Origin of the sequence: Tabrizicola aquatica (assembly GCF_002900975.1) — a bacterium.
GTDB lineage: Bacteria > Pseudomonadota > Alphaproteobacteria > Rhodobacterales > Rhodobacteraceae > Tabrizicola > Tabrizicola aquatica.
In genome coordinates this window covers 1620131-1644030 of sequence record NZ_PJON01000001.1, presented here as the reverse complement: position 1 = coordinate 1644030, position 23900 = coordinate 1620131, and the positions used below count along the sequence as shown (strand labels likewise).

The window sequence follows — 23900 nt, the reverse complement described above, 5'->3', positions numbered from 1 at the left end:
TCTCAATCTCTGGGGAACAGGAAGGCGAAGGCGATCTTGCGCGCCCATATCGGGGTCAGGACTTCCTCGACCACGCCCAGCCGTTCATAGGCGTGGATGAAACGGTCGGGGGCAGTCAGGATCCCGACATGCTTGGCGATGGCGCGCGGGGCCATCCGGAACAGAAGAAGTGCGCCGGGGTTGGCGGCTGAGGGCATGATTTCCGGCATCATCCGGCGCGCACCTTCCGCCAGCACCTCGCGCGGACCGGTCTCGCCCCAATCCCGGCTATAGGGCGGAATGGGGAAAGGCTCGTCGCCGACCACCTCACGCCAGACGCCGCGCGCCAGCCCAAGGCAATCGCATCCCACACCGCGCAGACTGGCTTGATCATGGTAGGGCGTGCCGAGCCAGCTGTGGGCGGTGGCGATGACGAAGGCGGGATCGGCGCAATTCACAGCACGTTTCCTTCATGGCCGCCGTCCTGGCTGGCATAGCGCAGGACCGCATCCTGACCCGGAATGTTGGGGAAGCCCCGGAAATTGACGACATTCGCGAACTTGGCGCTGCAGGTCGCGAGGCGCTTGTCGCAGCCTGCCCGCGCGACGAAGCTGTCCCCTTCGGCGATGGCACGCACCGGCGCTTCCAACAGTGTGAGGCTGGCGATGCTTCCATCCACACCATGCGACAACACTTCAGCGACCCGCCCCGCATTTGCGCCGCTGGTCCAGGTCAAGGTTCCAGACGTGAACCAGCCCGCATCAAATGCGGCTAGTCCCGAGGCCATGAACGCCCGGTCGCGCAACAGGTCCGTCACGACACCGGTGCCCTTGTAGATCGCGTTTTCCAGATCGATCCCGCAGCGCGCATCGCCCAACCGGGCATCGCACCCCGCCTGAAACGTCCGCCCCACGGTCTGACCCAGCATATGCGCCAGCGACCTGACTTCTGCCACGAAGGCCATGCGCCCGCGGCGGATTTGCCCAACCGCACCCCGGCGCAACAGAACGCGCTGGCTGGTGTCGGCCCAATTCACCCGCCAGAGCTCGACCGCCGCATTGTCCCAGCGCCCGTCAAGGATGTCGGTTTCCGTGATCCGGTCGGAGGTCAGCACGCCGGTGGCATCCTGCGCATCGACGGCCAGATCGGAGCCAGCGCGGATTTCCGAGGCGGCAAACCCGCTTTCCGGCTCAAAATCCGTGCCGTCAAAGCTGAGGGCGCGATCATGATCGGTGAAGCCGAGCGCCACGCCGTCGGCCCGTGAAATCCGCCAGCACCAGGACAAAGTCGTGGTGCCGTCATGAAGATGGGCCTGCAATGCAGGGGAGAGGGCTTTCATCTGCGGATCTCCAGCAGCGGGATAGAGATGATCGAGCCGAGCCGTTCGAAGTCGAGGGTGACATCCAGCGTGTCGCTGTCGAAGCGGACCGGTACATCGAATTCGAAGCCAGCGCGGACGATGACGCCGCCCGCTGGTGCAGTGGTGAAGGTGACGACGCCAGTCGTCGTGTCTACGGTCCAGCCGGACATCTGCTCGACCATGCCCAGCGCGACGCGGACGGTCCCGGCGACGGGCTTGGCGATGGTTCGCACCCAAGTCTGCGCGTCGGAGGTGTAGCGTTTCGCCAGTTGGAAGGTTTGCAGGCTACCGGTCCCGGTGCCGATCTGATGGTCCGTCGCGGTGATCGCATGAGAAGGCAGGGCAGATTTGTAGTCGGCCCAGTCCTTGTAGCGGAACCCGTGCAGGCGGCCGTTGCGGGCCTCGAAGAAGGCAACCACCGCTGCGAGATCATCGGCACGGCGGATGCCATAGGCCACATCATAGCGACGGCGACTGTCGGCCCAGCTGGCGTTGCGCTCTTCATCGCCTGAGGCCAGTTCGACCACTTGCGTGCGCCGTTCCGGACCACCCCGCGCCCCTCGGCTGATGTTGTCGGGGAAGCGCAGCTCGTGAAACGCCATCACATGCCCCTCCGACCCAGAGACACGGCCCGCGCAATGTCTGCTGCGACCTGTGTCCGGGACTGCCGGAAGCTTTCGGCGTCACGGGCGTTGATGGTCACATTGACTGCGGGCACCGCAGATTGACCTTGGCCATATCCAGCAGCCTCCCGGCGCGACAGAACCCGCTCACCGCGCTGCAGGATTGCCGGAACCTCGTCGGGTTTGATCCCGGCCCAGCCGCCCGCGTGCATCCGTGGCGCATTGGCGAATGCCAGGGCCGGAACCATACGGCCCGGACCCGGCGCTCCGACCATGCCACCGGCGTGCAGGATATTGGCGAAGATGCCACCGGCACCGCCCAGTGCGCCGGAAAGGGCGTTCGCGATGGGGCCGAGAATGAACCGACGAGCCGCGAGCTTCGCGAGGTCGGCGATCATCGACGTGACCAGATCCCGGAAATCCAGCTTGCCGGTCTTCACGAAGTCGGCCACGGCGTTTTCGGCTGAGGTAAAGGCACTGACCAGCGTGCTGCCGATATCACCCCCGATGTCGCGCGTCTTGGCGGCATAATCGGCGAGCGCCGCAGTGACGGCGGCCCAGCCGGTCAGTGCCGTTTCCGCGCCCTCTGCGGCCGCAGCCCCAGCGTTGCGCGCAGCACCGCCAGCGCCATCGGCTGCGGTCGCGGTGTTATTCAGTCCGGCCGCAAGGGCATCGGCTGACCCGGCAGCATCCGCCAGCGCCGCTTCGGCCTCCGCACCGGTGCCGGTCATTGCATCTTTCAGCGCCTGCCAGCTGGCCAGTGGACGACTGGCGGCATCGGCCAGCATGCCAGCGGCCTCGCGATAGCCGTCCGCGCGGGCGCGGGCATCGTCTGCCATCGCGCCAAGCCCGAGGTCAGGCGGTTCCAGATAGGTGCGCGACAGTGCCGTCGAGAAGGCATCGGCGGCGGCTGCGCCAGCAGCTGTCGCGGCACCCTCGAACGGGTTTCCGATCCGGCTAAGTTCTACTGGATCCAGCGTGCCGATCCTGACGCCGCCTTCGCCGGTCGCCCATTCTGGCAGCAGGGCCAGCGCGGCGTTCAATCCGTTGATGAAATTGTTGATGCGCGTGACGACGCCGTTCAACATCGCCTCGACACCCGAGATCAGCCCGTTCGCGGCCTGGAAGGCGAAGTCACCGATGGCGCCGGGCAGACTGCCCCAGATCGCCACCGCCGCGTCATAGGCCCCCTGGAAGATCGCCGCTGTCCGGTCGCCAAAGCTGACCACGCCTGCGATGGTGCCCTCCAGCGCCGAAAGCCCCGCCGCCTTCAGCATTTCCCATCCCGCCGCCATATCGGCGAAGGCGGCATCCAGCGAGAGGCCGATGCGCGACCAGACCTCGCGCGCCAGATCGCCCAGCAGGCGGAAGGCTTCGCCCACGCCGCCGACCCGGGCGACAAGTTGCGAGAACTGATAGACCAACTCGCCCGCGCCAACGATCAGCGCGCCAATGCCGGTGCGGATCAGTGCCCCGCGCAGGATGACCAGCGCCGTGGCAAGGCCGCGCACCGACAAGGCCGCAGCAGCCAAGCCTGCCACCCAGCGCCCCGCCATGACAGCGGCAAAGGTGGCAGCATAGGAAGCGAGGCGTCCAAGATTGCCGATCAGCGCGTCGATGGCTGTCCGCAGGATGCCGCCATCCGATGCCAGCGCGATGAAGGCGTTGGCCAGCGCCTCGACCGATGGGGCCACCGCGACGGCGATCCGGTTGCGCAGGCCCTCGAACACCAGCGACATGGTGCCGAGGGCGACTTGGGTGCGCCGCAGTGCCTCGATGGCGTCCGTGTCCAGCACCGCGCCGAGGTCGGACGCCTGGTCGCCAAGCCGCGCCATCTCCGTCCCGCCGTTGCGCAGGAGCGGCAGGAGGCGCGTGGCGTCCGAGGCCATGGCTTCGAGATGGAAAGTCATCTCCTGCTGGCTGAGACCGGCGCGTTCCAGCGTGTCGACGTAGAGTTGCAAGGCTTCTGGCCCCGACAGGCGGGCAAATTGGTCAGCCGTCACGCCCACCTGTGGGGCGACGCGTTCAAAGAAATCCGCCATCGGCCCGCCGCCAGTCTGCAGGAAATCCCCCACCCGGTCGTTCACGTCCTTCAGGATATCGGCGAGCTTTTCCTGCTCGATGCCAACGGTGCGCGCCCCGGCCGACCAGCGCTGCAGGGCTTCGGGCGTGGCATTGGCGACCTGTGCAAACTGCCGAATTTGCGCGGCACTCTCGGCGGTGGACCGGACGATCAGCCCGAGCGAGGCTGTGGCGGCAGCGGCGGCGGCAGACATGGCGATCCCAGCCCGGCGCGCAAAACCGGCAAGCCGGGTGTTGGCCAGCTCCATCTCGCGCGACAGGCGGCCAAGGCCCTTTGCGCCAGCGGTGCCGACGCCCTCCAACTCGGCGCGAACCTGGCGGCCGCCTTCGGCGACGAGGCGCACACTGACCCGTTTTTCAGCCATCGCGGCCCCCTTCCATTTGTTCGTTCAGTTTGCGCACCATCACTGCCTCGATCTCGGGCAGCAGTTCGGCGGCGATCAGGGTGTTCACGCCCAGCGCCTGCGCCAGCGCGAGGGCTGCACTCATGTCCCAGCCAAGCACCGCGCCGGGGGTCACCCGCAGTTGCCCGCCAAGGCGGCCGACCAGATCCCAGATCTGCCAGCCGTCCCGCGTTTGTGGCCGGTTCAGTCTTGCGGGGCAGTCGGGGCACGTCCCCGCGCAGGCCGCGCAGTATCTGTCACCCCCGCCGAAGGACCAGTCGGCGAGGGCGCGGAGACGTTTTTTTCCGCGTCCAGCAGCAAGCCGCGCGCGACATACTGCGTCTGGAAAGCCTCGAAGATCGGCCAGATTTCCAGGAGGGCGTCGATGCCCTCGGGCGAAACAGGCACGATATTGCCCGCGTCATCGCCGACCCCCTCCCAATCCAGCACCGCGCGCCGGGCCACGGACTTGGCCATGGCAAGCGCCATTTCCTCTTGGGTCGCCCCCTCGGGGAGTGTTTCCACAGCCAGATCGGCGCGCGCGGACACCATCAGCGCGGTGGTCAGGGGGCCGACGAGCAGGCGCAGGCCGGGGGCTAGGTCCAGCCATTGCGGCGTGGCGGTCAGGTTCAGTCTGATCATGATCAATATCCTGCAAGGGTGTTGATGAGGACGGCGGTGCACATGCGGGCGGGGCTGGCAGCTTTTGCGGCCTGCCAGTCGAAGCTCGCCTGCACGCCTTGCGGCCCCGCGATCTCGATGCGCGGGATCGGCAGATAGACGGCGTGGGCCGTGAAGGTGAAACTGGCGTTCGCGCCGAGGCTGTAGACGAACTCCAGCTCGCACGGGCTGCCGTCGATGGCTTGGGTCACCAGTGTGCTGTCCGAGAATCTGACTTCGATCCGGCCGGTCAGCGCCGCCATGGTCGGATCGGCGCCATCGATGCGGCCATCGCCGCGGATGGTTTCGATCCGGTCGAGGTTGTTGGAATAGGTGATTTCGGCCGAGACCACGTTCCCCAGCGCGGTGCCGTTGCGTTTCACCGTGCCGTTGAAATGGCCGAAACGCTGCAAGCCCAGCGCGGTTGGCGTGCCTGCGGCGGTGGCGGCAGCGATGGTTTCGCCTTGGGCAACGAGGCGGGCTGTTGCTGTCAGCAGGCCGGATCGCTGCATCTGCCACGACAACTGATCGAGAACGCAGCCGGAATACATCGCGAAACGTGGCACCTCCGGCATCGCGGTTTCAATCGCCATGCTGGGCAGCGTCCAGTTGCCCGACTGAAAGGTGTGGGTTTTGGGCGTGGTGCCGGTCGTGACCGGTTGGCCGAACGCCGCCTTCAACCAATAGCCGAAGGCCTCGACATCGATGGGGATTACCACCTCGCCGTCGGCGGTGACCGCATCCTTGATCGGGGCAAGGGGATCGCGGCCATAGCCCAGCAGTTCGGATTCCAGCAGGGGTTGCTCGGACCCGAGCGTCGCCCGGGCAAAGGGCATCAACCGGAACCCACTCACCGGCGGGGTGCCGTAAACCGTCTCATACGCAAGCGCCATCTGCGCCCGCGCGCCTTGCGCACGTGCCATGGGAGTCTCCTCAATGTTTGGGGTGTCAGGCCAAGGGGCCAGTGGTGGTGTAGTGCAGCACGACCGTGATCACCGCCGCCTTTAGTGCCGCAGCGCCCTCGATGGGCAGGTCGACCGAGGCCGGGGCCTCGGGTTCGACCCAATCGCAAAGGCCGCCAAGGGTGCGGTCGGCTTCCAGCGCCGCGCCGATGGCAGCGATCAGGGTGTCGAAGGCGCTGGCCCGACCGGTGCCTGCCTGGACGATGACCTCGAGCTCGACACGGTGCTGGAAATGGTAGCGCAAGGGCGACAGTGTGACCTCCGGCTCGCCCGGCTGGCCATCGCGCAGAATGATCAGTCCCGTCGCGGGGATCCGCTCGGGTAGCACCTCGTCACGCAGAACAAGGGCGGCAAGCGGCTGCAGCCGCGCATGCAGCGCGGCGAGGAGGGTTTCGCGGGTGGTGGGCATGATCGCGCCTTTGATACTGTCAGTCTTCGGTTGGCCTGACGGAAAAGAAGCTCTCGAACGAAATACCCGCCTCGCCGGTGGTCACTGACTAACTCCAAGCCTTTCCAGTGTTGCCCGGTCAGGTGCTCCCGTCTCGGGAAGTCCTACTGACGCTTGATAGGCGCGCATGGCAGTTTGTGATGCAGGCCCCCATTGTCCGTCAGGAGTTCCGACATCGAAACCTCCAGCGTTCAAGAGGGTCTGAATGGCACGATAGTCGTCGGCGGACAGTGACAGCGTCGTCCAGCCGCAAGCGCCTGCAACCGCCTCGATTGCATCCTGCGATCCGAAGAGATCGAACTGTGCGTCATGCTGTTGGCCATTGGACTCGACAAGCCGTAGGAAAAGACGTTCGGCATCGTAGATCGACCGGATGAAAGTTTCTGCCTCACGTCCGAAGAGGCCAGCGCCCTTATTGGTGGTCAGACTGTTCCATCGCGCTTGCTGCGATGGCTGGTCGTCTATGCGGAGCGTCATTTCAAAGGAATTGCGTCTGAAGTCGTTCATCAGGAAATCGTCCTGGACGAAAACGAACGCTGTCTCGCCTTCGATGCAGCGCGCGACGAGGGCTGTCTGTCCCATGAAGTTGTTGGGCTGGAATTGCGAATGGTTCAGCGCAATGATCTGCGGGCTGTCATCCACTGCAGCCCGCGACGACTCAATGGTCCACCAGCCCGAGATCCGGTGCCCATCCCGATGGGCCTGTTCGAACGGAGCCAGCGTGTAGTCGATGGCCGGGAAACGCGAATCCGCCCATGCGACCGTTTGCGCTGCACCCTCCGGCGGTGTCGCGGTGTCGGCCGCTGGCGCCGGGGCTGGCGCCGATGTCGCGGGCTGAGGCACCATGACGGGGAATGCGATGCCGTATTTCGCCTGCAGATAGCCCATCTGCAATTGTGCCAACGTGAGCTTCTCGGTTTCTGCACGGCTGAGTGCGAGTGCCTGGATCAGCCCGCCGCCGGATGCAGCTTCGCGTTCAGCCTCTTCGATGCGCTGTTGAACGGCCGCCATTTCACCAAGGATCTGTGCCGCTCGCGCTTCGTCAGGCTGGACCGCTGGGACAGTTACTTCAACAGTTGCAGCACCCGCTTCCGCATTGATCCGGTTCTCGACCAATGTCCGTGCAAGAAGAAGGGCTTCCCGGCGCGCGTCGATCAGTGTCAGGATCAGGCCCCCATCGTAGCGTGCCGCCTGTGCTTCGATCTCTGTCAGCTGTCGTTCGATATCGGCCAATTCCGCGGAAAGTGGTACATCTTGCGCAAAGGCTGGAATGGCCGCTGCCAGTGCAATAGCGAAAACTAATGGTTTCAACGACATGGGCTGCTCCGAATTAAGGTCACTTCAGGCATCAGGCTAACGATGCACATTTCAACCATCAAGCGAACATCGCAAAGCGGGCATCATACCCTGTCCGAATTTGTCACCCACCTCGCCACGATGATCCCCGGCACACCATCCACCGCTCGCTCCGCATCCCGTGCCAAATCCAGCCGTTTGCGCAGTTTGACCTGTGGCACCAGCAGGAAGATCGGCACAGTCGCCACGCCGCGCCCGGTTTTCGACCGCGACGCAACAGCCCGTCCTTTGGAATTCAGCCGCCCCTCGGCCACCAGCAGACTGGGCCCACGGCGGCGATAGATGAACCGCAGGCGCAACCCGGTGCGGCGTTCCCATTCGCCGGGGGTGATCCGGCCACCCTTGGTGCTTTTCCCGGCGGCAGGCGTCGGGATCGCCAGCCAGAACCCGTTCTTCGACCGGATCAGCGGGCCGGTGTCATGCGCGCCGATGATCACCGGCGCGTTGGACCAGACCAGCGCAGCGGCGTTCAGGCTGTCGCCGGATTTGGGGAAGCTGGCGAGGCGGATGGAGTTGCCCAGCCTCGTGCCGAGGCCAGCGCCGGTGATCTGGCCACGCCAGGCGGATTTCAGGGAGGTGCCTGCTTCACGCATGGCTGCCGAAACTGCCTTTTCCCCTGCGGCGATTTCGGCTCGCATCAGGGCGACGAGGTCGGGATCGAACTGGACCTTCAGTTTCATGATGGGCGCAGGTCCAGCGACCAGATCAGGCGTTCGCGATCACGCACCGGCTCGCCCTGAACGGTGAAGCTCTCGGCCCCGATCACGATTAGATCGCCAGGGCGGGGATCGGGCAGGTCGGACACGCGGACGTCCACAATCATGGTGTCGCTGACAAAGCGGGCCGCCCCGAAGTCGCTGATCCGGTCCGGGGCGCGGCGGACCACGCGGATGGGGCGTTCCTCCGATGTGGTGGCAGAAATCCAGACAGCGGCCGCCGCCATGGACGGGTTGGCATAGATCCGGTCCAAGGCGGCGGCAAAGACGTTCATCGGAAGCGCCCGTCAGTTCGAAGTGTGGATGCGGATCGCGATGCGTGGCCGCTTGTTCACCGGCAGGATTGACGCCTCGGTCATCAGGTCGATCCAACGGCCTTTCTCGTCGAGATGCTGGCGGGCATAGAGCGGCAGGCCCATGGTGTTGGCCGCCTCCAGCAGGTTGGCCGGGCCGCCATAGGTAGTGAAGGTGTCCATCGTGCCCAAGGGGAACGCGATGCCCTCGTTGGCGGGAACAAGCCGTTCGGTCGCCTTGGTCGAGAGGGTGACGGTGCCCGCATATTCCTCGAACACGATGCCCGCGAAGGGGAAGTTGCGCCGCACGTCCTGGCGCAGGGGCTGTGCACCAGTAGCGGCGTAGAACTTGTAGGCCTCCTCGGTCTTCGGATGCGCGATCAGCTTGTCGAAGAACTCCCGGCTGACGAGGGCGTGCACGTCCGACATGCTTTCGCCCAGCAGGTTGTCCTCCATCGCCCGCAAGACCTCGCGCACCTTGCCCTGAACGTTGGTGCCTGCCGTGCCGAGGACGAAGTCGACCGAGATTTGCGCAAGGCCAAATTCGGTGAAGTAGTTGTAGAGCGTCGTGCCAGCCCCGTCCTTCACGATGCCGCGCAGCGCGTTCATCTCCATGTATTCGCGGGTCTGGGCGTGCTTGCGTCGCATCAGCTGCAGTTTGCGGTTCATCACCTCGACCAGCGGGTCGGCACCATCGAATGTGCCCAGCGCGGGCTGGCCCTGAATGTCACCCGGCAGAATGACGTCGTCATGCGGGATCCACGGCAGGGCGAAGCTGCGCATCGAGCGGCCTTCCCGGGTGCCGACGGTTGCAGGCCCGCCCAGCGGAACCGAAGGCAGCAGGTTCAGGACACCCTCGTATTGCTCGATGATCACCGAACGCTGGGTGACGCCTTCGAAACGGAACAGGCCGATCTGGCCGAGGCGGGTGTAAAGGTTGGGCAGGATGTTGATGGCCTGCGTCATCTCGGCCAGCGAGTAACCGCCAGCGTCAAAGGGATTGCGGACAAGGGTCATGGGGTGCTCCGGGGATGAAGGGGGGAAACCGTGTCAGACGCCATCGCGGGCGATGATGCCCACGGCGGCAAGCTGGCCGATCTTGGTGGTGATCTTGGCGCCGTCATCGACGGTGGCGTCATAGGCGAGGCCAGCGCGCGAAACGATCGAGGGGCCGCGCGCGACGACAATCCCCACAGCATCGGCCAGCGTGGCATCGACGGCATAGAGCAGCACGGCGGTCGCGGTCTGCGCGCCGTCGCTGCCGCCGCTGGTGGCCAGCTTGTATTTGCCGCTGGCGGTGATCTTGCCCAGCACCGAACCGACCGGGTAGGGCTGGCCTTGCAGCAGAGTGATCACCTCGCGGGTGTAGTTCGGGTTGACCTCATATTTGAGGACATCGCCCATGCTGGGCTGTTCCGTCAGGACGGGCATTGTTCAGTCTCCATGTTCTGGGGTTGGGAAGGGGAGCTGGTTCAGCGCTTGGCGTCGCTCGCAGTTTTCTTGGCAGCGGCCACGATGGGGCTTTCCTTCGAAGCCGCAGCCGGGGCGGTGGCAATGATGCCTGCCGCGTCGCTACGGGCGGCAAGATCGGCCAGAACTCGGGCGCGCAGGGCCTCGGGCTTCAGACCCTTGCTGACCGCGTCGGCCGCGTCGATGGTCACGCCGAGCCGGGCGGCCTGCGCGCAAACCTGTGCTACCTCGGCGGCTTCGGCACGCACAGCGTCAGCGGTCATGGCGCTGGGCGCAGCATCGGCCGCCGCAGCCGGTGCGTCTGGCGCGGCCGCGACCGCTGGCATTGCCGCAGGAGGTGCGGCAACCGTTGCCGGGTTCGCGGTGTCGGTGGGCGTGGTGGTCATCTGTGGACCCTTTCTGTTGGAGGAACTGGAGCCGCGGGGTGCGGCGGCGAAGGCGTGGAAAGCGGTGACGGGATCGGCGAGATCGTCGGCCAGACCCGCCACGATGGCGTCAGCCCCGCGGAACACGGCAGCTTCAGTGGCCAGCGCGGCGGTGTGGGTCAGCCGATCACCGCGACCGGCGGCGACCGTTTCTGCAAAGAGGAAGCGCACCACCTCCAGCTCGCGCTGCATCTGGTCGTGCACCGCCTCGGGCAACGGCTGATACGGGTTGGCGTCGATCTTGTGCGATCCTGCGTGGATCAGCGTGACGGCGATGCCCTTCTGGTTGATCGCGCCGCTCATATCCGTGTGCAACGCCACGACACCGATGCTGCCGACAGCACCGGTGCGCGGCAGAATGATCCGGTCAGCCTGGGAGGCGAGGACATATCCGGCCGACAGGGCATGTTCGGCGACGAATGCGTGGACCGGCTTTTGTGATCGCGCCGCCCGGATGCGGTCGGCCAGATCGAAGGCCCCGGCGACCTCACCCCCAAAGCTGTCGATGTCCAAGGCAATGCCGCGAACGCCGGGATCGGCGACGGCCGCTTGCAGCTGGGCAGCAATCCCTTCATACGAGGTTAGACCAGAGGATTGGCCGATCCACGCGCCGCGATGAACCAGCGTTCCCGCGATTTCGATCACCGCGATGCCGTCAATCATAGTGAAGGGCTGGGTGCCATTGCGCTGATGACGCTGGGCAAGGTCATTGCCGAAGAGCGAGGCCCGGGCTGGAAGAGCAACTGCGGTCTGATCGGAAGCGTCCGCGTCAACGCCATGGAACGTGATTTCTTGCCCGGTAATGCGCGGCCCCAGCCCGGACAGGAAGCTCAGCGCCTTGGCGGGATCGACCATCAACGGCGTGTTGAACGCGCGCTGGGCGATTTGCGCGTGGTGCATCATGCGCCCTCCTTGGGGTCGGGTTTTTCATCGGCGGTGTCGTCGGCCTCGTCGTCCTTGGCGCTGTCCTGATCCGCATCTTTCGCCGTGCCTTCACCCGGCCCTTGCGCGGGTGACCCCGGTCGCCGGAAGTCTAGGCCCAGCGCCGCTTCCCGTTTGCGTTCGGCGGCGATTTCGCGGTCGACCTGCTCGGCGTCGTATCCCCGCTCTGCCAAGGCTTGCGTCCGAGACTTCAGGCCCGCTTCGATCTGCAGGATCTCTGCCGAGGCGTCTTTCATCGGGTCAATCCAGTCCCACTTGGTCGGCAACCAGGCGCAGGCCTGATATTGGCGGCGCTGGTTGTCGTAGCCGGGCAGCTCCAAGGCACCCGACAACACGGCCGTGTCCATCCAGCGCACCCAGACGGCGCGGCAGAGCTGATAGACCAGCACGCCATGCTGCCAGGCCGAGATACGGCGGCGGAACTCGATCAGCGAAATCCGCGTGTTGGAGAAGTTCCCCTTGGCCGTGTCGCCGGTCAGATATCCGTAGGGCACGCCCAGTGCCGCTGCGATTTGCAGCAGGGTGCGGTACTGGAACGGCTCGTAGGTGCCGCCAGAGTCTGGTGTCGCCGGGGTCGAAACATCTTCGCCGGGATCGAGACGGACCACCTGGCCGGGTTCAACCTCCAGATCCTCCTCGGTCGGTTCCAGTGGGGTTTCCGGCGCGGGCGAGGTGATGAACATCGCGAACATCGCCGCGATTTTCTTTCGCTCCAGTTCGGCGTCGTCATAGAGGTCCAGTGTGAACAGCTTGACGATGGCGGCGGCGAACCGCGAGACGCCGCGCAGCTGGCCAGCCTCGACGGGGTCGAGGACATGGATCACGTCTGTGGCCAACACTCGGACAGTTTCGCCAGCAAGGCCGGGGTCGGTCAGATCGCCCGGATGGCGGCGCAGGAAGTGGTATGCGACGCGGCGGCCGATGCCATCGAATTCGATCCCCTGACGGATCAGCCCCGCGCCGGGCAGGGTGCGGTTCATATCCAAGGGCAGCATCTCGGCGGGCAGCATCTGCAGTTGCAGCGGCACCGTCAGACCGTCTTCCGCTCGGCGGGGACGGATGCGAATGAACACCTCGCCTGAAAGGAACACTTCTCGCGCCGCCCGGCGCTGCAGCCCGTAGAAATCGGTCAGACCCTCTGCATCGGCATCGTCAGTCCAGGCGAGCCACAGCGCCTGCAATTCCTCTTTCTTCGCGGCATCCGCGATGGTCGAAGAGGGCTTGATGCCATCGCCGACGACATTGCTGGCGAAGCTTTCCACCGCGTTTGCCGCATAGCCATTATTGCGCACCAGCCAGCGCGCCCGGGCGGTGATCGTGTCCCCCGAGGCCGCGATCAGCGTGTTCACATGCGCGCGGCTGGCGCGGAACCCGCGCAGGCGACGATGGGCCTGCGCGGCATCGAAGCCCCCGATGATCGAGCCGAGGCGCTGACGGAACGCTTCAAAGGCCATGGATCACAGACCCTTCGAGCCAACCGTGCCCCAGCGACGACGACGCGGTGTGCCGGAGGTGGCGGTTGCAATCCGGGTTTCCAGATCGCTGATGGCGCTCGCCAGTTCCGTGTCCGAGCCATAGCTGATCGATTTGCCGTCATAGCTGACCGAGCGGACGCCCGCATAACGGGCCTCCTGCAGCGCGGCCAACAGGGCGCGCATCCGTTCCAGATCCATCTCAGTCCCTCATGAAGTTCGGTGTGTAGGCCCGGCGTTTGCGCCGTGGCGTTGTCGGTGTTCCGGCCGTTGGCGCAGCGGGCGTTACAAGTTCAGTCGCGTTGGCAGGCGTGGGCGCCGGTCGGGTTTCCACCCCGGCCTGCGCTTCCAGCCGCCGCCAGGTTGCCTCGTCCCAGCGGTCGGCGCCCATGATCCATGCTGCCGCCCGGGCATAGACGCGGGCGTCCAGAGCCTCGTTGCGCTCCCTCATCTTCTGCCATTCGGGGTGGGCATAGCCGCGCTTGTTGCGCACCGTGACCAGCTGTTCCGCCACCAGCTGTTTCAGCCATTCGGTGTCGATCCAATCTGGCAAGTGAACAGTGCCGGGCGCGTCCAGCACGCCCAGCGCCCGGTCTTCGTCGCTCGGCCGCTCCAGCCGCAGGAAGCGGTATGTCTCGGTTTTGAAGGTGGCGGTGGCCACCGACCAGAGCCGCGCCCCGCGGCGAAGACGTTTGCCGCCGATGGTGGCATCCACAAAGGTCGGGCCCGAGACTGGCGTAGCGCGGTTGAAGCCTTCGAGACCTTTGATCGGTGCGACCTGGTCGAAGCCCTGTTTCCGCGCCCATGCGTAAACCGCCGGGGCTTCATATCCGGTGTCGATGGCCAGCTTGCCGATTACCATCACCGCACCGTTGGCGCAGCCCCATGTCCGCCCCAGAATGGCCGTCAGCTTGTCCCAGCAGGCTGGATCGTCGGGGCCGCCCGCAATCACGATGTGATCGACCAGCCAGGACTCCAAACCCCGGCCCCAGGCCCAGACATCGACCTCGATCCGGTCCTTTTGCACATCGACGCCAGCCGTCAGGAAAAGACCACCGACGGGAATCTGCGCACCGCCATAAGCTTCGCGGCGCTCGGCCAGCCGCTGCCACTCAGGGGCGTCGCCGCTCTCGACCCATGTTTCGCCCAGCAGGGTGTTGCGCGCCACACGCAGCATCTCCTCCGAGCCTTGGGCCGCCAGCCATTCCCGCGCGATCTGCTGCCAGCTTTTCCAGCCAAGCGGCGAGTAAAGCGCCGAGATATGGAAACCGATGGAATGCGGGTCAGCAGAAACGGCGGTTGCGCGCCACTCGCCTTGCTCCAGCATCCGCGTCTTGTGATGCTCGGCGATTGGCTTCTCGCAGCCCTCGCAGTGATAGGCTGCCGTGTCCGGCCGACCTTTGTCCCAGCGCAGGCGTTCAAACTGCAGCCATTGCATGTGGCCGCAATGCGGGCAGGGCACAAAATACCGGCGCTGATCGCTAGCCTCGAACTCGCGCTCGATCCGGGACAATCCTCGGATCGTCGGGGTCGACACCATGAACACCTTGCGCCGGTGCGAGAAGGTGGTGGTCCGCGCTTCGGCGAGTGTGACCGGGTCGCCCTCCTCGTCGGCCGAGGCCGGATAGGCATCGACCTCGTCCAGAAAGATGTAGCGCGCAGGCATCGAGCGCAGGCCGGTGGCGCTGTTGGCACCGGTCAGCACCAGGATGCCGCCGGGGAATTCCTTTGACAGCATCGAATTGCCCGCGTCGCGCGACCGTGCTGGGTTGACCCGTTCGCGCAGCGCCGGGCTATCCGCGATCAGCGGATCAAGACGACCGCGCGACGTGCGCTTGGCCAATTCCAGGCTCGGCAGCACGGCCAGCATCGGCCCCGGCGCATGGTGGATCACGAAGCCGATCCAGTTGTTGCCAGCCTCGGTCGCGCCGACCTGCGCCGCCTTCATGAAACTGATCCGCTGCGCCGGGTGGCGGGGTGACAGCGCATCCATGATCTCGCGCAGGTAGGGCGCGCGCGCTGTCCGGTATCGCCCCGGTTCGGCCGCACCGCGCGAGGAAAGCCAGCGATGTTCATCTGCCCATTCCGACACCGTCAGGTCCGGATCGGGACGCATCCCCTTGCGCCAGGAGCGCAGGATATCCTCGGCCCCGTCAAAGCCGAGGTCGAGGTCTGCGGTCAGATCATCGCTATCCGAGGGAAACTCGGAGATCGGCGAGGTGGTCGAGGTGCTGTCTGACATGGGCTTCCAACACCCTCTGCAGGATCGCGGCCTCGATGATCACCGGCTTGCCGGTTTGTTTTTCCACCCCCAAGGCCACCTCGGCCGCCATCAATGCTGCCACTCTGTTGGGCCAGGTGACCCAAGTATCGCGTTCCTGTCGGGCCAACCGGAACACCAGCGCTTCTGCGCGCGCCCGGTCGACCAGCGTGCCCTTCTTCTTCTGAATGCCAAGCTGCTTATCCTGCGCCTGGTAAACAGTCAGCGCCGTCCGGGCCTTCAGGTAGGACGAGCTGTCTGCAGGACCGCTGAACCCGCTGTCGCCGCCAGTGCTGCGGCGCTGCTGGTCCGGATCGGTCATGTCGGCCCGGCGCACATCGGACGCGGCTGCGTTGATCGACCCGTCGCTGTAAACCACCAGCCGACTGGCGCGGCGCGCCTTCTGGATGGCCCCACGCGACAGGCCGGAATGGGCGGAATATTCCCGCTCGGACATACCTTCCATGGCTATCGGATTGGCCTCAAGTTGTTGGAATTAAACATAAATGATCTGCTTATTCAGTTGATTACACTCCCGCCTAGAGCGATTCTGGCTGCAGGAAAACGATGCAACTCACCCCCGGAGACGACGCCATGACCACCAAGACCGCCCCCGCCAAAGCCCCCAGCGACGCCTTGCTGCTGGAGATCGTGACGAAGCACTTCCACAGCATCGAGACGCTGGAGACCCAGAACAGCGACCGTTTGGATTTCCACGATGTCGCCGTTTGGGCGATCCGCGCCGCGCTGGAAGCAGCCTACGCCGCTGGCGTCGCCGCCGCTGCGAAACGCTGAAGGAGGGCAGGGACATGACCATGGCCACCACCACCATCCGCATCGACATCGCCACGCTGCCCGACCATCTCGACCGCTCGCGCCCCAACGTGGTGGCGGAGATGATCGAAGCCGGGCTGCGCGAGGGCGGGATCACGGCCGACTGCTCGGACCTCTTCTCGCACATCAAGATCGACCTGCCGACCACGCAGCTGGCTGCCGCCAGCGCCGTGCTGGTCGATCTGCAGCTGATCTGAGGCGGCACCATGAGCACCCGCGCGCAGATCGCCATCCAGCTCGGCCCCGAGGAATGGGCGCATGTCTATGTCCATTTCGACGGCTATTCCGCCCACATGCTGCCCGCGCTGGCGCGCTGGAAACCCGAGGACATCCTCACCGCACGGGAAATCCGACAGGTCACACCCGAGGCGCTGGACTGCTTCGGCCCGCCCCGTGATCCCCGCATTCTGCCGCGCCCGACGCGGGAGTTTGCCCATCTCTACATGTGGATCGGATGCCAGTGGGTGCATGTGGTGCCGCAGGCCGATGCGCCCGGAGTGTAATCAGAAAGCACTGATATTGCTGGGATTTGCCTACACTAGCCGCCCCGCCAGAGCGATGGTGATTACACAAGAACGATGCAACTCACCCCCGGAGACGACGCCATGACCATCCGCCGCGCGACCGACAATGCCAAAGCCCTCGACGCCTTCATGACCACCAAGTTCCAGATCGACGCGATGCTGGAGCGCCTGAAGGCCCTGAGCGACGATCACTTCGAAGCCCACCCGGACGAGATCAACTGGGGCCACGTCGGCACACTGAACCACTACGCCAGCCTCCTGCGCCAGATCACTGACGCCGCCTTCAAGGAGGGCGAACATGCCGCTTGATCCCGCCCAGCGCCACCAGATCGAACAGGATGCAATCACCGCTGCATGGGAGGCCGAACGCCTCGCCGCCTGTGACGATGCCATCGCCCTGCTGCGTGAGATCGCCGATCTGGAACGAGACGACGACGGGGACGTGATCATCAGCACGGATGCCGACGGCCACAACGACCTGATGTCGCGCATCGCTGCCTTCCTTGCCACCCACGACTAGTAAGAGGAACCCGCCATGGCCAAACTCACCGAAACCCAGACTATCATTCTCAGCGCCGGGGCCCAGCGCCCCGAGAACATTGCCCTGCCACTTCCCAAGGGGCTGGCCGGTGCGGCGGCCAAGATGGCCGTGTCGAAGATGATCGAACACGGCTGGCTGCAGGAGGTCGACGCCAACTTGCGCCGCAATGAGCCGCTTTGGCGCGAAACTGGCGATGGCCATGGCACCACGCTGGTGGTGACGGATGCTGGCTTGCTGGCCATCGGGATCGACCCGGTGGTCGTCAAGACCGTTGTCGCCATCCGCAAACATACGGCTGAGATGCCTGCGCCCGCATTGCCTGCTGCCATTCAGCCGAAGCTGCGCACTGGCACCAAGCAAGCCACCCTGATTTCCATGCTGCGCGCGCCCGATGGCGCTACGATTGAGGAGATCATGACAGCTACTGGCTGGCAGTCGCACACGGTTCGAGGCGCGATGGCCGGGGCGTTGAAGAAGAAGCTGGGCCTCGAGGTCAGCTCGGAAAAGGATGACACGCGGGGAAGGGTGTATCGATTGCCTGCGGCATGACCCGCTTCCTTTTTGACTTCGACATGACCGCCGCCCAACCCGGGCGGCGGCTCTCATACATTGGCTGCGTCAGCTGAGGATCTTTGCGCAGTCTTGCCTGTTGCAATCTCCCACCTCCGCACGGCCACGTCGCAATAGATCGGGTCCAACTCCATCGCGAAACACCGTCGCCCTGCGCGTTCGGCGGCGACGATCTGGGTGCCGGAGCCGCAGAACGGCTCGTAGATCAGGTCGCCCGGATCCGAGAAAGCCGTCAGCACGGACTCGACGAGCGCCACAGGGAACACGGCCGGGTGCGATCCAGCCGCACCTAGCCCGCCCTTATGGCGCATGATGCGGAAGACGCTGTCAGGGATGCGGTGGCTTTGGATCGCGTTGCCGGTTCCGGTCTTGGCGTGGACGGTGCCGTCGGCTCCGCGCAGACCACCGCCGCCGAGGGTTTCGCCCGCGTGCTTGGACGGGACGGTCTTGTGCGGTTTTCGGGGCGCGCGGTTGAAGTGGAAAATGAACTCGTGCGACGGGGCCAGGCGGCCGTTCCAGTCGCCCGGCAAGCCGGGCCCCTGATCCCACACATACCAGCCAAACCGTCGCCAGCCAGACGTGCGCATCCATTCCACCCATCCTTCCCAATAGGGCTGCCATTCGCTGTCGCGATGCACGAGGCCGAGGTTGACCAGCAACTGGGCCTCGGCGGTGACCGGCGCTGCGGCGAACACGCCCTGCATCAACGCATCCCAATCCCCGACTTTTTCCTTCGCCGCGCCATAGTCGCGCTGCTGGGCATAGGGCGGCGAGGTGAACATCAGCGTGGCCTGTTCGCCCTCCATCAGCCTGGCGACAGCGACAGGATCGGTGGCGTCGCCGCAGCAAAGCCGATGCTTGCCCAGCGCCCAGATATCGCCCGGCTTGGTGATGGGTTCAGCGGGCGGTTCGGGGATGGCATCGGCCGCATCGTCGTCGATCACCGTCCTGTCGTCGTCGCCCGCGTGCAGCAGGGCGTCCAGTTCATCCTCCGGAATCCCGATCAGCCCAAGGTCGAAATCCTCGGCCAGTAGCGCCTGCAGTTCTTGCAGCAGAAGCGCCTCGTCCCAGCCGCCCAACTCGGTCAGCTTGTTGTCGGCGATGCGATATGCCCGACGCTGGGCTTCAGTCAGATGGCCCAACACGATGACAGGGACCTCGGACAGGCCGAGGTGGGCGGCGGCCAGGATGCGACCATGGCCCGCAATCAACTCGCCGTCGGCCGCCACCAGCACCGGGACGGTCCAGCCGAACTCGGCCATGCTGGCAGCGATCTTGGCCACCTGATCGGCATCGTGGGTCTTGGCGTTGCGGGCGTATGGTTTCAGCCGGGAGATGGGCCAATGCTCGATCCGGCCCGGCGGCAGGTGCAAGTTCATGCCGCCAGCCTTTTCGCCTTCAGGTCGGCAAAGGTCTCGCCGGTATCCGCCAGCACGGCATTGGCGCCGGTGAACTGCTGCCAGCGCTCGATGGCCACATCGACATAGGCAGGGTTCAACTCGATCCCGAAACACACCCGACCGGTGGTTTCCGCCGCGATCAGCGTGGTGCCGGATCCCATGAAGGGTTCGAACACCGCCTGACCCGGGCTGGAATTGTTCAGGATCGGGCGGCGCATGCATTCGACCGGTTTCTGCGTGCCATGCACGGTGGCCGCGTCCTGGTCCTTGCCGGAGATGTGCCACAGCGTCGTCTGTTTGCGGTCCCCCGCCCAGTGGCCCTTGCCGGTCTTCTTGACGGCATACCAGCAGGGTTCATGTTGCCAGTGATAATCACCCCGGCTGAGGACAAGGCGGTCCTTGGCCCAGATGATCTGTGACCGGACGGCGAAACCCGCCGCAACCAGGCTCTCGGCCACCTCGCCCGCATGCAGCGCGCCGTGCCAGACATAGGCCACGTCGCCGGGGAACAGCGCCCATGCTTCGCGCCAGTCGGCCCGGTCATCGTTCAGCACCTTGCCGGTGCGCTTGGTCTTGGCTGCGCCCGCCTGATTGCGCCAAGACGGATCGTATTCGACCCCATACGGCGGGTCGGTGACCATAAGCAGCGGGCGAACATCGCCAAGCAAGCGCCCGACCACATCGGCGGATGTGCTATCGCCGCAGATCAGCCGGTGCGATCCAAGCTGCCACAGGTCACCCGCCAACGACACCGGCGTAACCGGCGGTTCGGGAATGTCGTCCTCGCCCTCGACCGCGTCACCTTCCACCTGATCCGGATCCCGCAGCAAGGCGTCCAAGTCTTCGTCGGTGATCCCCAGCAAAGACAGGTCGAAATCCTCGGCCAGCAGCCCCGCGATTTCATCGCGCAGCATCGCCTCGTCCCATTCGCTCAGCTCGGTCAACTTGTTGTCGGCGATCCGGTAGGCCCGTCGTTCGGCTTCGTCGAGGTGACCGAGCCGGATCACAGGCACGTCGGTCAGCCCCAGCATGGTCGCCGCCAACACCCGGCCGTGCCCGGCGATCAGTTCCCCATCGTCAGCCACCAAGCAGGGCACCGTCCAGCCGAACTTGGCCATGCTGGCAGCGATCTTGGCGACCTGGTCCGTGCTGTGGATCTTGGCATTGCGGGCGTAAGGGCGCAGCCGGTCGAGAGGCCAAGTCTCGATCTGGCTCGGCGCAAAGACCAGGTCCATCGGGTCGCTTCCATCTGGGGCAGAGCGGACACGCCGATGCGCGCTAGGCGATGCCAGCGTCAGAATCAGGATCCGCGATGTGGGGAAAACCAAAGCGCCCGCGAGGGGTTCCTCCGGGCGCAATTCTTCGATGATCAAGGGGTAGGTCAAGGGGGGCAGCTTTGTCAAACGAAAAATACACGCGGATTCAATGGCTTCCCGGCAGGTGGCTTCCGCTGGCTGGCTTCCGACAAGGTGGCTTCCGCAAAATGGATTCCGTGGATTCCGCCAAGAATCCAGCGCGCCAAGATCGTGATTCCGCAAGCCTTTGATAATGAGTCGCTTTTTCCAAGATCACCAGGCAGGTGGATTCCGCCTGGCTTCCCCGGTGAAAATGCCTGTCGCTAGCGAAACGCCGCGCTGCGCCCCCCCGCATACACTTGGGGCCAGGGAGGAACCATGCCAAGGGGGGGCCTACCCGCTGTACCCATCACGTAGTTTCAATTCAACCGACTAAGTCCAACAGTGGGCAATCCACCAATCGGCCGTTTTCCTTTCGCAGGGTCCTTGATGCAGGGCGACGGGATCGGCCGGAGTAGATCGATACGAACTAGAGGCCGGTTTGTTCAGGAAGGAGTCAAATCCGCTCGGACGAGAACCCCATAAACCGCAATAAACGATTCAGGTAATTTTGCCCCATCCAAGCGCGCGCTCTGACGTGATATGACGAAGTGGGGCGGAAGTAGCTCCGTTCTGTACTTGCGACCTGAGCCCTACACTTTGTCACTGCCCAATCCACGCCTCGCTAGATCGTCCGCCTGTTCTCGCAGTTCTAACAGATGTTCCTTTGTGGACTTAAGTAGCGCATCACGCACATCGCTGGGTGGAAGCTTATGCAGCTCTGCCTCATAGTCTTCCCCGTTCCGGACAAACCTCATCGTGGCATCCAGCAAAACACGATAACCGCTACGTTCCCTCGTAGACATTAGTGAACTCCATTCCTCTGTTAAAGATCAAGGCCGCCAACGATCTCTGAAGGAAGAATCGCATAGCTTGCTGTTGGGCTAGGATTGTAAGGCAGTTTTACCCCAAAGTGACAATCTGGCCCCCCAACAACCCTATCATGCGAGGCCGTGCCAACGCGAAGTGAAATGGCGTTGCCTCGACGGGCTGGAAAATTAGCATCAGTCGGCAACATGACAACAACATCTCCCACCTCAATTGCTCCGTTTTCTAAATGAAAACAAACAATGTTCCCTCTAAATTTATGTTGCGGGACCCCCAAATTCTGCAAACGACTCTTCTCTGCACTTAAGCGAATTACTTGATCCTCAAACACCTCATGAAGTGCTCCTCCATACATCCGAAGGTGGTCTACTCGATCAAGTAACAACGAGTGATCTTCAATATCATCGATGCTATTTACGCCATGCGCTATTCTATTTCGACGGGTGACAAGATCATCGACAAACAAAAAAACACTCTTTGCTTCCAGATCTCCAACTGTCGGGGCTTCACTGCCATTTCTTTTCAAATAGAAAGCCTGATAACTCTGTGAATTAATAAGTCGCCTGGGTGTAACGGAGATCCCCATGTTTGCAGCTAAAGTAGTCATTCGATCAAAAGACATGTTGGCTGTTCGGAGAGTAAATGCTCTAGAGTTTAACTCATATCGCATAGCCCGCCCACGGCACATTGCAAGTCGCCGAACGATGACATTGACATCCTCCGGCTCGTGGACCCGTTTCATCTTGATCGCAGTCATATATTCAACCGATAGATCATGATGCTTGAGGCGAATTGCCTCGGGTATATTGTCAAAGCGACCGCAAACTTTTGGTAGAAACCTCAAGTATGACAAAAGCATTGATTCGACGTATTGCTCCATGGCTCCGTAAAGCGCTATTATAATGGAGATGTACTGATACTTGCGCTGAGAAGTTCGCCCCTGTAGGAGGTTTCTAGACATTTCAACGATGTCAGTGTAAGGCTCGCCGAGTGCAGAGATCCGCGGATAGAGAGCGTCAGCGCCCAGATGGGAATTAATTAGCGCGGAAATCTCATCTAGCTCACCTTCAAGTGTGAGAAGATCACTCTTCATGCAATGTTCTCTAATAAGTAGGCTCGGTAGGCTTGTTCGCGTGCCGTAAGATCTGCAGCGTTTACGTTTCGACCACCGAATATTTCATAATTCTTCTTGTAGAACTCCGGAAGGCCATCACGAATTGCGGGCGCAGCAGCCCTTAGGTCCATTGCCCGGTAAGTCAGCGTGCTAAAAACAAACATCAAAGGCTCGTAGGCCGCAAGCGTTGCACGCTGCAGCCAATTCCAGGTTTCGCTACCTTCTTTCCCACGCTTTCGATAGAGCCAGAAAGCTTGCTCACCAAGAACATCTTCGATAAGGTTGATCGTATCAATGAAAATTGTCGATAGCGATGAAATCGTCACATCCGAAAAAGAGGCGTTTCCTAACTGTAAGTAGCGATCAAGAAATCGCTTCAATGAATCACCAGATTGCCTGACCTGCAAGCGCTGCCTATTTGCAAAAAATCGAAGCACCAACTCTACATCGTACATTGATCGAAAATCTTCGTTGCCGATAAGTTCGCTAGGCAAGGTGTAGTCTTTTCTTTCCGCTCGGGCTTGCACTTCATCTTCAGTCGGCTCTGCAATGTTCCAAAGACGGCAGAACGCTGGGGTTCTAGATAGACGCAAACACGCTTCATTTAATGGCCCGTTGAATAGTGCGTTCCTAGATTCTTGGTGAGACAGGCGCACACCACCGCTGTTTAACCGCTCAAAAACGAGCTGCTTTAGGCGCAGCGCTTCAGTGTCGTTCCGTGCAGTCTCTTTGAGAAGAATTATGGAAGAAATATAGCGTCGATCAATTCCCTCACGGACCTTATCTGGCAGTTCCCGATATTTTTTACCGTTTAGTTCGGGCCACTCAGAAAGACCAGAGAGAGAGAATTCATTCTTGTAGTACTCACTAACTGCAGTCAGTCGCTGAAGTCCGTCCATCACTTCATATTTCGAGTAATCATATTCATACAAGAATACTGGTGGTATCGGAACGTTCATTATCAAAGATTCTATTAGTCTAGATTGCTGATCACGACTCCAGCGATGCCTCCTTTGATACTCTGGCGAAAGGGTGTACGAGTCACTTTCGGCCATGGCAGCAACGGTATTGATGGGATATCGAGCTTGCTCAGTGACAATGCGAATGTCGCCCTTTACATATTTTTCGTTGATCACAGCATCTGACATTTTTAATTTCACGCCAGAATCTTCGCTTGGAAGCTCCAGCGCTTCGTCGGGGAGGAGTTGGATTGCAATCTCATCTGACATTCGGGTCGTCTCCTCTGCGTGATCATTGATGCCAG

The 23900-nt window shown here is 63.1% G+C and carries 28 protein-coding genes; 6 read left to right on the top strand and 22 right to left on the bottom strand.

All coding sequences use genetic code 11. The annotated features are described in order from the left end of the window. Positions 1-2: 2 nt before the first annotated feature. The 18 genes from CXR42_RS08115 to CXR42_RS08035 form a co-directional block, all read right to left on the bottom strand. Positions 3-437 carry an NlpC/P60 family protein gene (locus CXR42_RS08115; RefSeq protein WP_103256903.1) on the bottom strand — a complete coding sequence of 145 codons (435 nt, stop codon included), beginning with the start codon at positions 435-437 and terminating at the stop codon, positions 3-5. Beyond that, positions 434-1318, bottom strand: a complete 885-nt coding sequence (locus CXR42_RS08110) for a DUF2163 domain-containing protein (protein WP_103256902.1) — start codon at positions 1316-1318, stop codon at positions 434-436. The genes CXR42_RS08115 and CXR42_RS08110 overlap by 4 nt, the downstream gene beginning before the upstream one ends. Further along, positions 1315-1941, bottom strand: a complete 627-nt coding sequence (locus tag CXR42_RS08105; RefSeq protein WP_103256901.1) for a DUF2460 domain-containing protein — start codon at positions 1939-1941, stop codon at positions 1315-1317. Before CXR42_RS08105 ends, CXR42_RS08110 begins: the two co-directional genes overlap by 4 nt. After that, the gene (locus CXR42_RS08100; RefSeq protein ID WP_103256900.1) at positions 1941-4409 is read right to left on the bottom strand and encodes a phage tail tape measure C-terminal domain-containing protein; all 2469 of its coding nucleotides are present in this window, start codon (positions 4407-4409) and stop codon (positions 1941-1943) included. The genes CXR42_RS08105 and CXR42_RS08100 overlap by 1 nt, the downstream gene beginning before the upstream one ends. Next, on the bottom strand, positions 4402-4563 hold the full coding sequence (locus CXR42_RS19890; protein ID WP_425444847.1) for a DUF7697 family protein: 162 nt from the start codon (positions 4561-4563) through the stop codon (positions 4402-4404). Before CXR42_RS19890 ends, CXR42_RS08100 begins: the two co-directional genes overlap by 8 nt. A gap of 68 nt (positions 4564-4631) precedes the next feature. Then, positions 4632-5069 carry a hypothetical protein gene (locus CXR42_RS08095; protein WP_103256899.1) on the bottom strand — a complete coding sequence of 146 codons (438 nt, stop codon included), beginning with the start codon at positions 5067-5069 and terminating at the stop codon, positions 4632-4634. Positions 5070-5071: 2 nt separating this feature from the next. Next, the gene (locus tag CXR42_RS08090) at positions 5072-6010 is read right to left on the bottom strand and encodes a phage tail tube protein (protein WP_103256898.1); all 939 of its coding nucleotides are present in this window, start codon (positions 6008-6010) and stop codon (positions 5072-5074) included. Positions 6011-6035: 25 nt separating this feature from the next. After that, positions 6036-6458 (bottom strand): acyl-CoA transferase, encoded by a 423-nt coding sequence (locus CXR42_RS08085; RefSeq protein WP_103256897.1) that lies wholly within the window; start codon positions 6456-6458, stop codon positions 6036-6038. Between the two features lie 81 nt (positions 6459-6539). Beyond that, positions 6540-7814 (bottom strand): peptidoglycan-binding domain-containing protein, encoded by a 1275-nt coding sequence (locus CXR42_RS08080; RefSeq protein WP_103256896.1) that lies wholly within the window; start codon positions 7812-7814, stop codon positions 6540-6542. An 83-nt stretch (positions 7815-7897) separates the two neighbouring features. Further along, positions 7898-8533: a DUF6441 family protein gene (locus CXR42_RS08075; protein WP_103256895.1), complete on the bottom strand. Its 636-nt coding sequence runs from the start codon at positions 8531-8533 to the stop codon at positions 7898-7900. Next, positions 8530-8844 (bottom strand): head-tail joining protein, encoded by a 315-nt coding sequence (locus CXR42_RS08070; RefSeq protein ID WP_103256894.1) that lies wholly within the window; start codon positions 8842-8844, stop codon positions 8530-8532. Before CXR42_RS08070 ends, CXR42_RS08075 begins: the two co-directional genes overlap by 4 nt. Positions 8845-8856: 12 nt before the next feature. Continuing rightward, positions 8857-9879 (bottom strand): major capsid protein, encoded by a 1023-nt coding sequence (locus CXR42_RS08065; protein WP_103256893.1) that lies wholly within the window; start codon positions 9877-9879, stop codon positions 8857-8859. Positions 9880-9912: 33 nt separating this feature from the next. Then, positions 9913-10293, bottom strand: coding sequence for a head decoration protein (locus tag CXR42_RS08060; RefSeq protein ID WP_036721623.1), 381 nt, complete (start codon positions 10291-10293; stop codon positions 9913-9915). Positions 10294-10334: 41 nt separating this feature from the next. Then, positions 10335-11657, bottom strand: a complete 1323-nt coding sequence (locus CXR42_RS08055) for a S49 family peptidase (protein WP_180996007.1) — start codon at positions 11655-11657, stop codon at positions 10335-10337. Then, complete coding sequence (locus CXR42_RS08050) at positions 11657-13153, bottom strand: phage portal protein (protein ID WP_103256891.1); 1497 nt, start codon at positions 13151-13153, stop codon at positions 11657-11659. The genes CXR42_RS08055 and CXR42_RS08050 overlap by 1 nt, the downstream gene beginning before the upstream one ends. 3 nt (positions 13154-13156) lie before the next feature. Beyond that, positions 13157-13372, bottom strand: a complete 216-nt coding sequence (locus CXR42_RS08045; RefSeq protein WP_103256890.1) for a phage head-tail joining protein — start codon at positions 13370-13372, stop codon at positions 13157-13159. A gap of 1 nt (position 13373) precedes the next feature. Continuing rightward, positions 13374-15413 carry a phage terminase large subunit family protein gene (locus CXR42_RS08040; RefSeq protein ID WP_103256889.1) on the bottom strand — a complete coding sequence of 680 codons (2040 nt, stop codon included), beginning with the start codon at positions 15411-15413 and terminating at the stop codon, positions 13374-13376. Further along, a complete protein-coding gene (locus CXR42_RS08035) occupies positions 15361-15897 on the bottom strand; it encodes a hypothetical protein (RefSeq protein WP_103256888.1) in 537 nt (178 codons plus the stop codon). The genes CXR42_RS08040 and CXR42_RS08035 overlap by 53 nt, the downstream gene beginning before the upstream one ends. A 128-nt stretch (positions 15898-16025) precedes the next feature. Between CXR42_RS08035 and CXR42_RS08030 the strand changes: the two genes are divergently transcribed. From CXR42_RS08030 to CXR42_RS08005, 6 genes are all read left to right on the top strand, one after another. After that, positions 16026-16226 carry a DUF6900 domain-containing protein gene (locus CXR42_RS08030; RefSeq protein WP_103256887.1) on the top strand — a complete coding sequence of 67 codons (201 nt, stop codon included), beginning with the start codon at positions 16026-16028 and terminating at the stop codon, positions 16224-16226. Between the two features lie 14 nt (positions 16227-16240). After that, positions 16241-16462 carry a hypothetical protein gene (locus tag CXR42_RS08025; protein ID WP_103256886.1) on the top strand — a complete coding sequence of 74 codons (222 nt, stop codon included), beginning with the start codon at positions 16241-16243 and terminating at the stop codon, positions 16460-16462. 9 nt (positions 16463-16471) lie between these two features. Further along, a complete protein-coding gene (locus tag CXR42_RS08020) occupies positions 16472-16768 on the top strand; it encodes a hypothetical protein (protein WP_103256885.1) in 297 nt (98 codons plus the stop codon). Positions 16769-16870: 102 nt separating this feature from the next. Further along, complete coding sequence (locus CXR42_RS08015; RefSeq protein ID WP_103256884.1) at positions 16871-17098, top strand: hypothetical protein; 228 nt, start codon at positions 16871-16873, stop codon at positions 17096-17098. After that, on the top strand, positions 17088-17309 hold the full coding sequence (locus tag CXR42_RS08010; RefSeq protein WP_103256883.1) for a hypothetical protein: 222 nt from the start codon (positions 17088-17090) through the stop codon (positions 17307-17309). The genes CXR42_RS08015 and CXR42_RS08010 overlap by 11 nt, the downstream gene beginning before the upstream one ends. A 15-nt stretch (positions 17310-17324) precedes the next feature. Further along, positions 17325-17879 (top strand): DUF3489 domain-containing protein, encoded by a 555-nt coding sequence (locus CXR42_RS08005; RefSeq protein WP_103256882.1) that lies wholly within the window; start codon positions 17325-17327, stop codon positions 17877-17879. A 53-nt stretch (positions 17880-17932) separates the two neighbouring features. Here the strand turns inward: CXR42_RS08005 and CXR42_RS08000 are convergent, their stop codons facing one another. The 4 genes from CXR42_RS08000 to CXR42_RS07990 form a co-directional block, all read right to left on the bottom strand. Beyond that, a complete protein-coding gene (locus tag CXR42_RS08000) occupies positions 17933-19279 on the bottom strand; it encodes a site-specific DNA-methyltransferase (protein WP_103256881.1) in 1347 nt (448 codons plus the stop codon). Continuing rightward, positions 19276-20535, bottom strand: a complete 1260-nt coding sequence (locus CXR42_RS07995) for a site-specific DNA-methyltransferase (protein WP_103257099.1) — start codon at positions 20533-20535, stop codon at positions 19276-19278. Before CXR42_RS07995 ends, CXR42_RS08000 begins: the two co-directional genes overlap by 4 nt. 985 nt (positions 20536-21520) lie before the next feature. After that, positions 21521-22615 (bottom strand): MAE_28990/MAE_18760 family HEPN-like nuclease, encoded by a 1095-nt coding sequence (locus tag CXR42_RS19295; RefSeq protein ID WP_146038016.1) that lies wholly within the window; start codon positions 22613-22615, stop codon positions 21521-21523. Continuing rightward, entirely contained in the window at positions 22612-23865 is a 1254-nt protein-coding gene (locus CXR42_RS07990) for a DUF262 domain-containing protein (RefSeq protein ID WP_103256880.1), read from the bottom strand. The genes CXR42_RS19295 and CXR42_RS07990 overlap by 4 nt, the downstream gene beginning before the upstream one ends. Between the last annotated feature and the right edge of the window lie 35 nt (positions 23866-23900).

Bases quoted from the DNA above. Each gene is read 5' to 3' on its own strand.
- CXR42_RS08110 (WP_103256902.1), bottom strand. From the start codon at position 1,318: ATGAAAGCCCTCTCCCCTGCATTGCAGGCCCATCTTCATGACGGCACC.
- CXR42_RS08105 (WP_103256901.1), bottom strand. From the start codon at position 1,941: ATGGCGTTTCACGAGCTGCGCTTCCCCGACAACATCAGCCGAGGGGCG.
- CXR42_RS08100 (WP_103256900.1), bottom strand. From the start codon at position 4,409: ATGGCTGAAAAACGGGTCAGTGTGCGCCTCGTCGCCGAAGGCGGCCGC.
- CXR42_RS08095 (WP_103256899.1), bottom strand. From the start codon at position 5,069: ATGATCAGACTGAACCTGACCGCCACGCCGCAATGGCTGGACCTAGCC.
- CXR42_RS08090 (WP_103256898.1), bottom strand. From the start codon at position 6,010: ATGGCACGTGCGCAAGGCGCGCGGGCGCAGATGGCGCTTGCGTATGAG.
- CXR42_RS08085 (WP_103256897.1), bottom strand. From the start codon at position 6,458: ATGCCCACCACCCGCGAAACCCTCCTCGCCGCGCTGCATGCGCGGCTG.
- CXR42_RS08080 (WP_103256896.1), bottom strand. From the start codon at position 7,814: ATGTCGTTGAAACCATTAGTTTTCGCTATTGCACTGGCAGCGGCCATT.
- CXR42_RS08075 (WP_103256895.1), bottom strand. From the start codon at position 8,533: ATGAAACTGAAGGTCCAGTTCGATCCCGACCTCGTCGCCCTGATGCGA.
- CXR42_RS08070 (WP_103256894.1), bottom strand. From the start codon at position 8,844: ATGAACGTCTTTGCCGCCGCCTTGGACCGGATCTATGCCAACCCGTCC.
- CXR42_RS08065 (WP_103256893.1), bottom strand. From the start codon at position 9,879: ATGACCCTTGTCCGCAATCCCTTTGACGCTGGCGGTTACTCGCTGGCC.
- CXR42_RS08060 (WP_036721623.1), bottom strand. From the start codon at position 10,293: ATGCCCGTCCTGACGGAACAGCCCAGCATGGGCGATGTCCTCAAATAT.
- CXR42_RS08055 (WP_180996007.1), bottom strand. From the start codon at position 11,657: ATGCACCACGCGCAAATCGCCCAGCGCGCGTTCAACACGCCGTTGATG.
- CXR42_RS08050 (WP_103256891.1), bottom strand. From the start codon at position 13,153: ATGGCCTTTGAAGCGTTCCGTCAGCGCCTCGGCTCGATCATCGGGGGC.
- CXR42_RS08045 (WP_103256890.1), bottom strand. From the start codon at position 13,372: ATGGATCTGGAACGGATGCGCGCCCTGTTGGCCGCGCTGCAGGAGGCC.
- CXR42_RS08040 (WP_103256889.1), bottom strand. From the start codon at position 15,413: ATGTCAGACAGCACCTCGACCACCTCGCCGATCTCCGAGTTTCCCTCG.
- CXR42_RS08035 (WP_103256888.1), bottom strand. From the start codon at position 15,897: ATGGAAGGTATGTCCGAGCGGGAATATTCCGCCCATTCCGGCCTGTCG.
- CXR42_RS08030 (WP_103256887.1), top strand. From the start codon at position 16,026: ATGACCACCAAGACCGCCCCCGCCAAAGCCCCCAGCGACGCCTTGCTG.
- CXR42_RS08025 (WP_103256886.1), top strand. From the start codon at position 16,241: ATGACCATGGCCACCACCACCATCCGCATCGACATCGCCACGCTGCCC.
- CXR42_RS08020 (WP_103256885.1), top strand. From the start codon at position 16,472: ATGAGCACCCGCGCGCAGATCGCCATCCAGCTCGGCCCCGAGGAATGG.
- CXR42_RS08015 (WP_103256884.1), top strand. From the start codon at position 16,871: ATGACCATCCGCCGCGCGACCGACAATGCCAAAGCCCTCGACGCCTTC.
- CXR42_RS08010 (WP_103256883.1), top strand. From the start codon at position 17,088: ATGCCGCTTGATCCCGCCCAGCGCCACCAGATCGAACAGGATGCAATC.
- CXR42_RS08005 (WP_103256882.1), top strand. From the start codon at position 17,325: ATGGCCAAACTCACCGAAACCCAGACTATCATTCTCAGCGCCGGGGCC.
- CXR42_RS08000 (WP_103256881.1), bottom strand. From the start codon at position 19,279: ATGAACTTGCACCTGCCGCCGGGCCGGATCGAGCATTGGCCCATCTCC.
- CXR42_RS07995 (WP_103257099.1), bottom strand. From the start codon at position 20,535: ATGGACCTGGTCTTTGCGCCGAGCCAGATCGAGACTTGGCCTCTCGAC.
- CXR42_RS19295 (WP_146038016.1), bottom strand. From the start codon at position 22,615: ATGAAGAGTGATCTTCTCACACTTGAAGGTGAGCTAGATGAGATTTCC.
- CXR42_RS07990 (WP_103256880.1), bottom strand. From the start codon at position 23,865: ATGTCAGATGAGATTGCAATCCAACTCCTCCCCGACGAAGCGCTGGAG.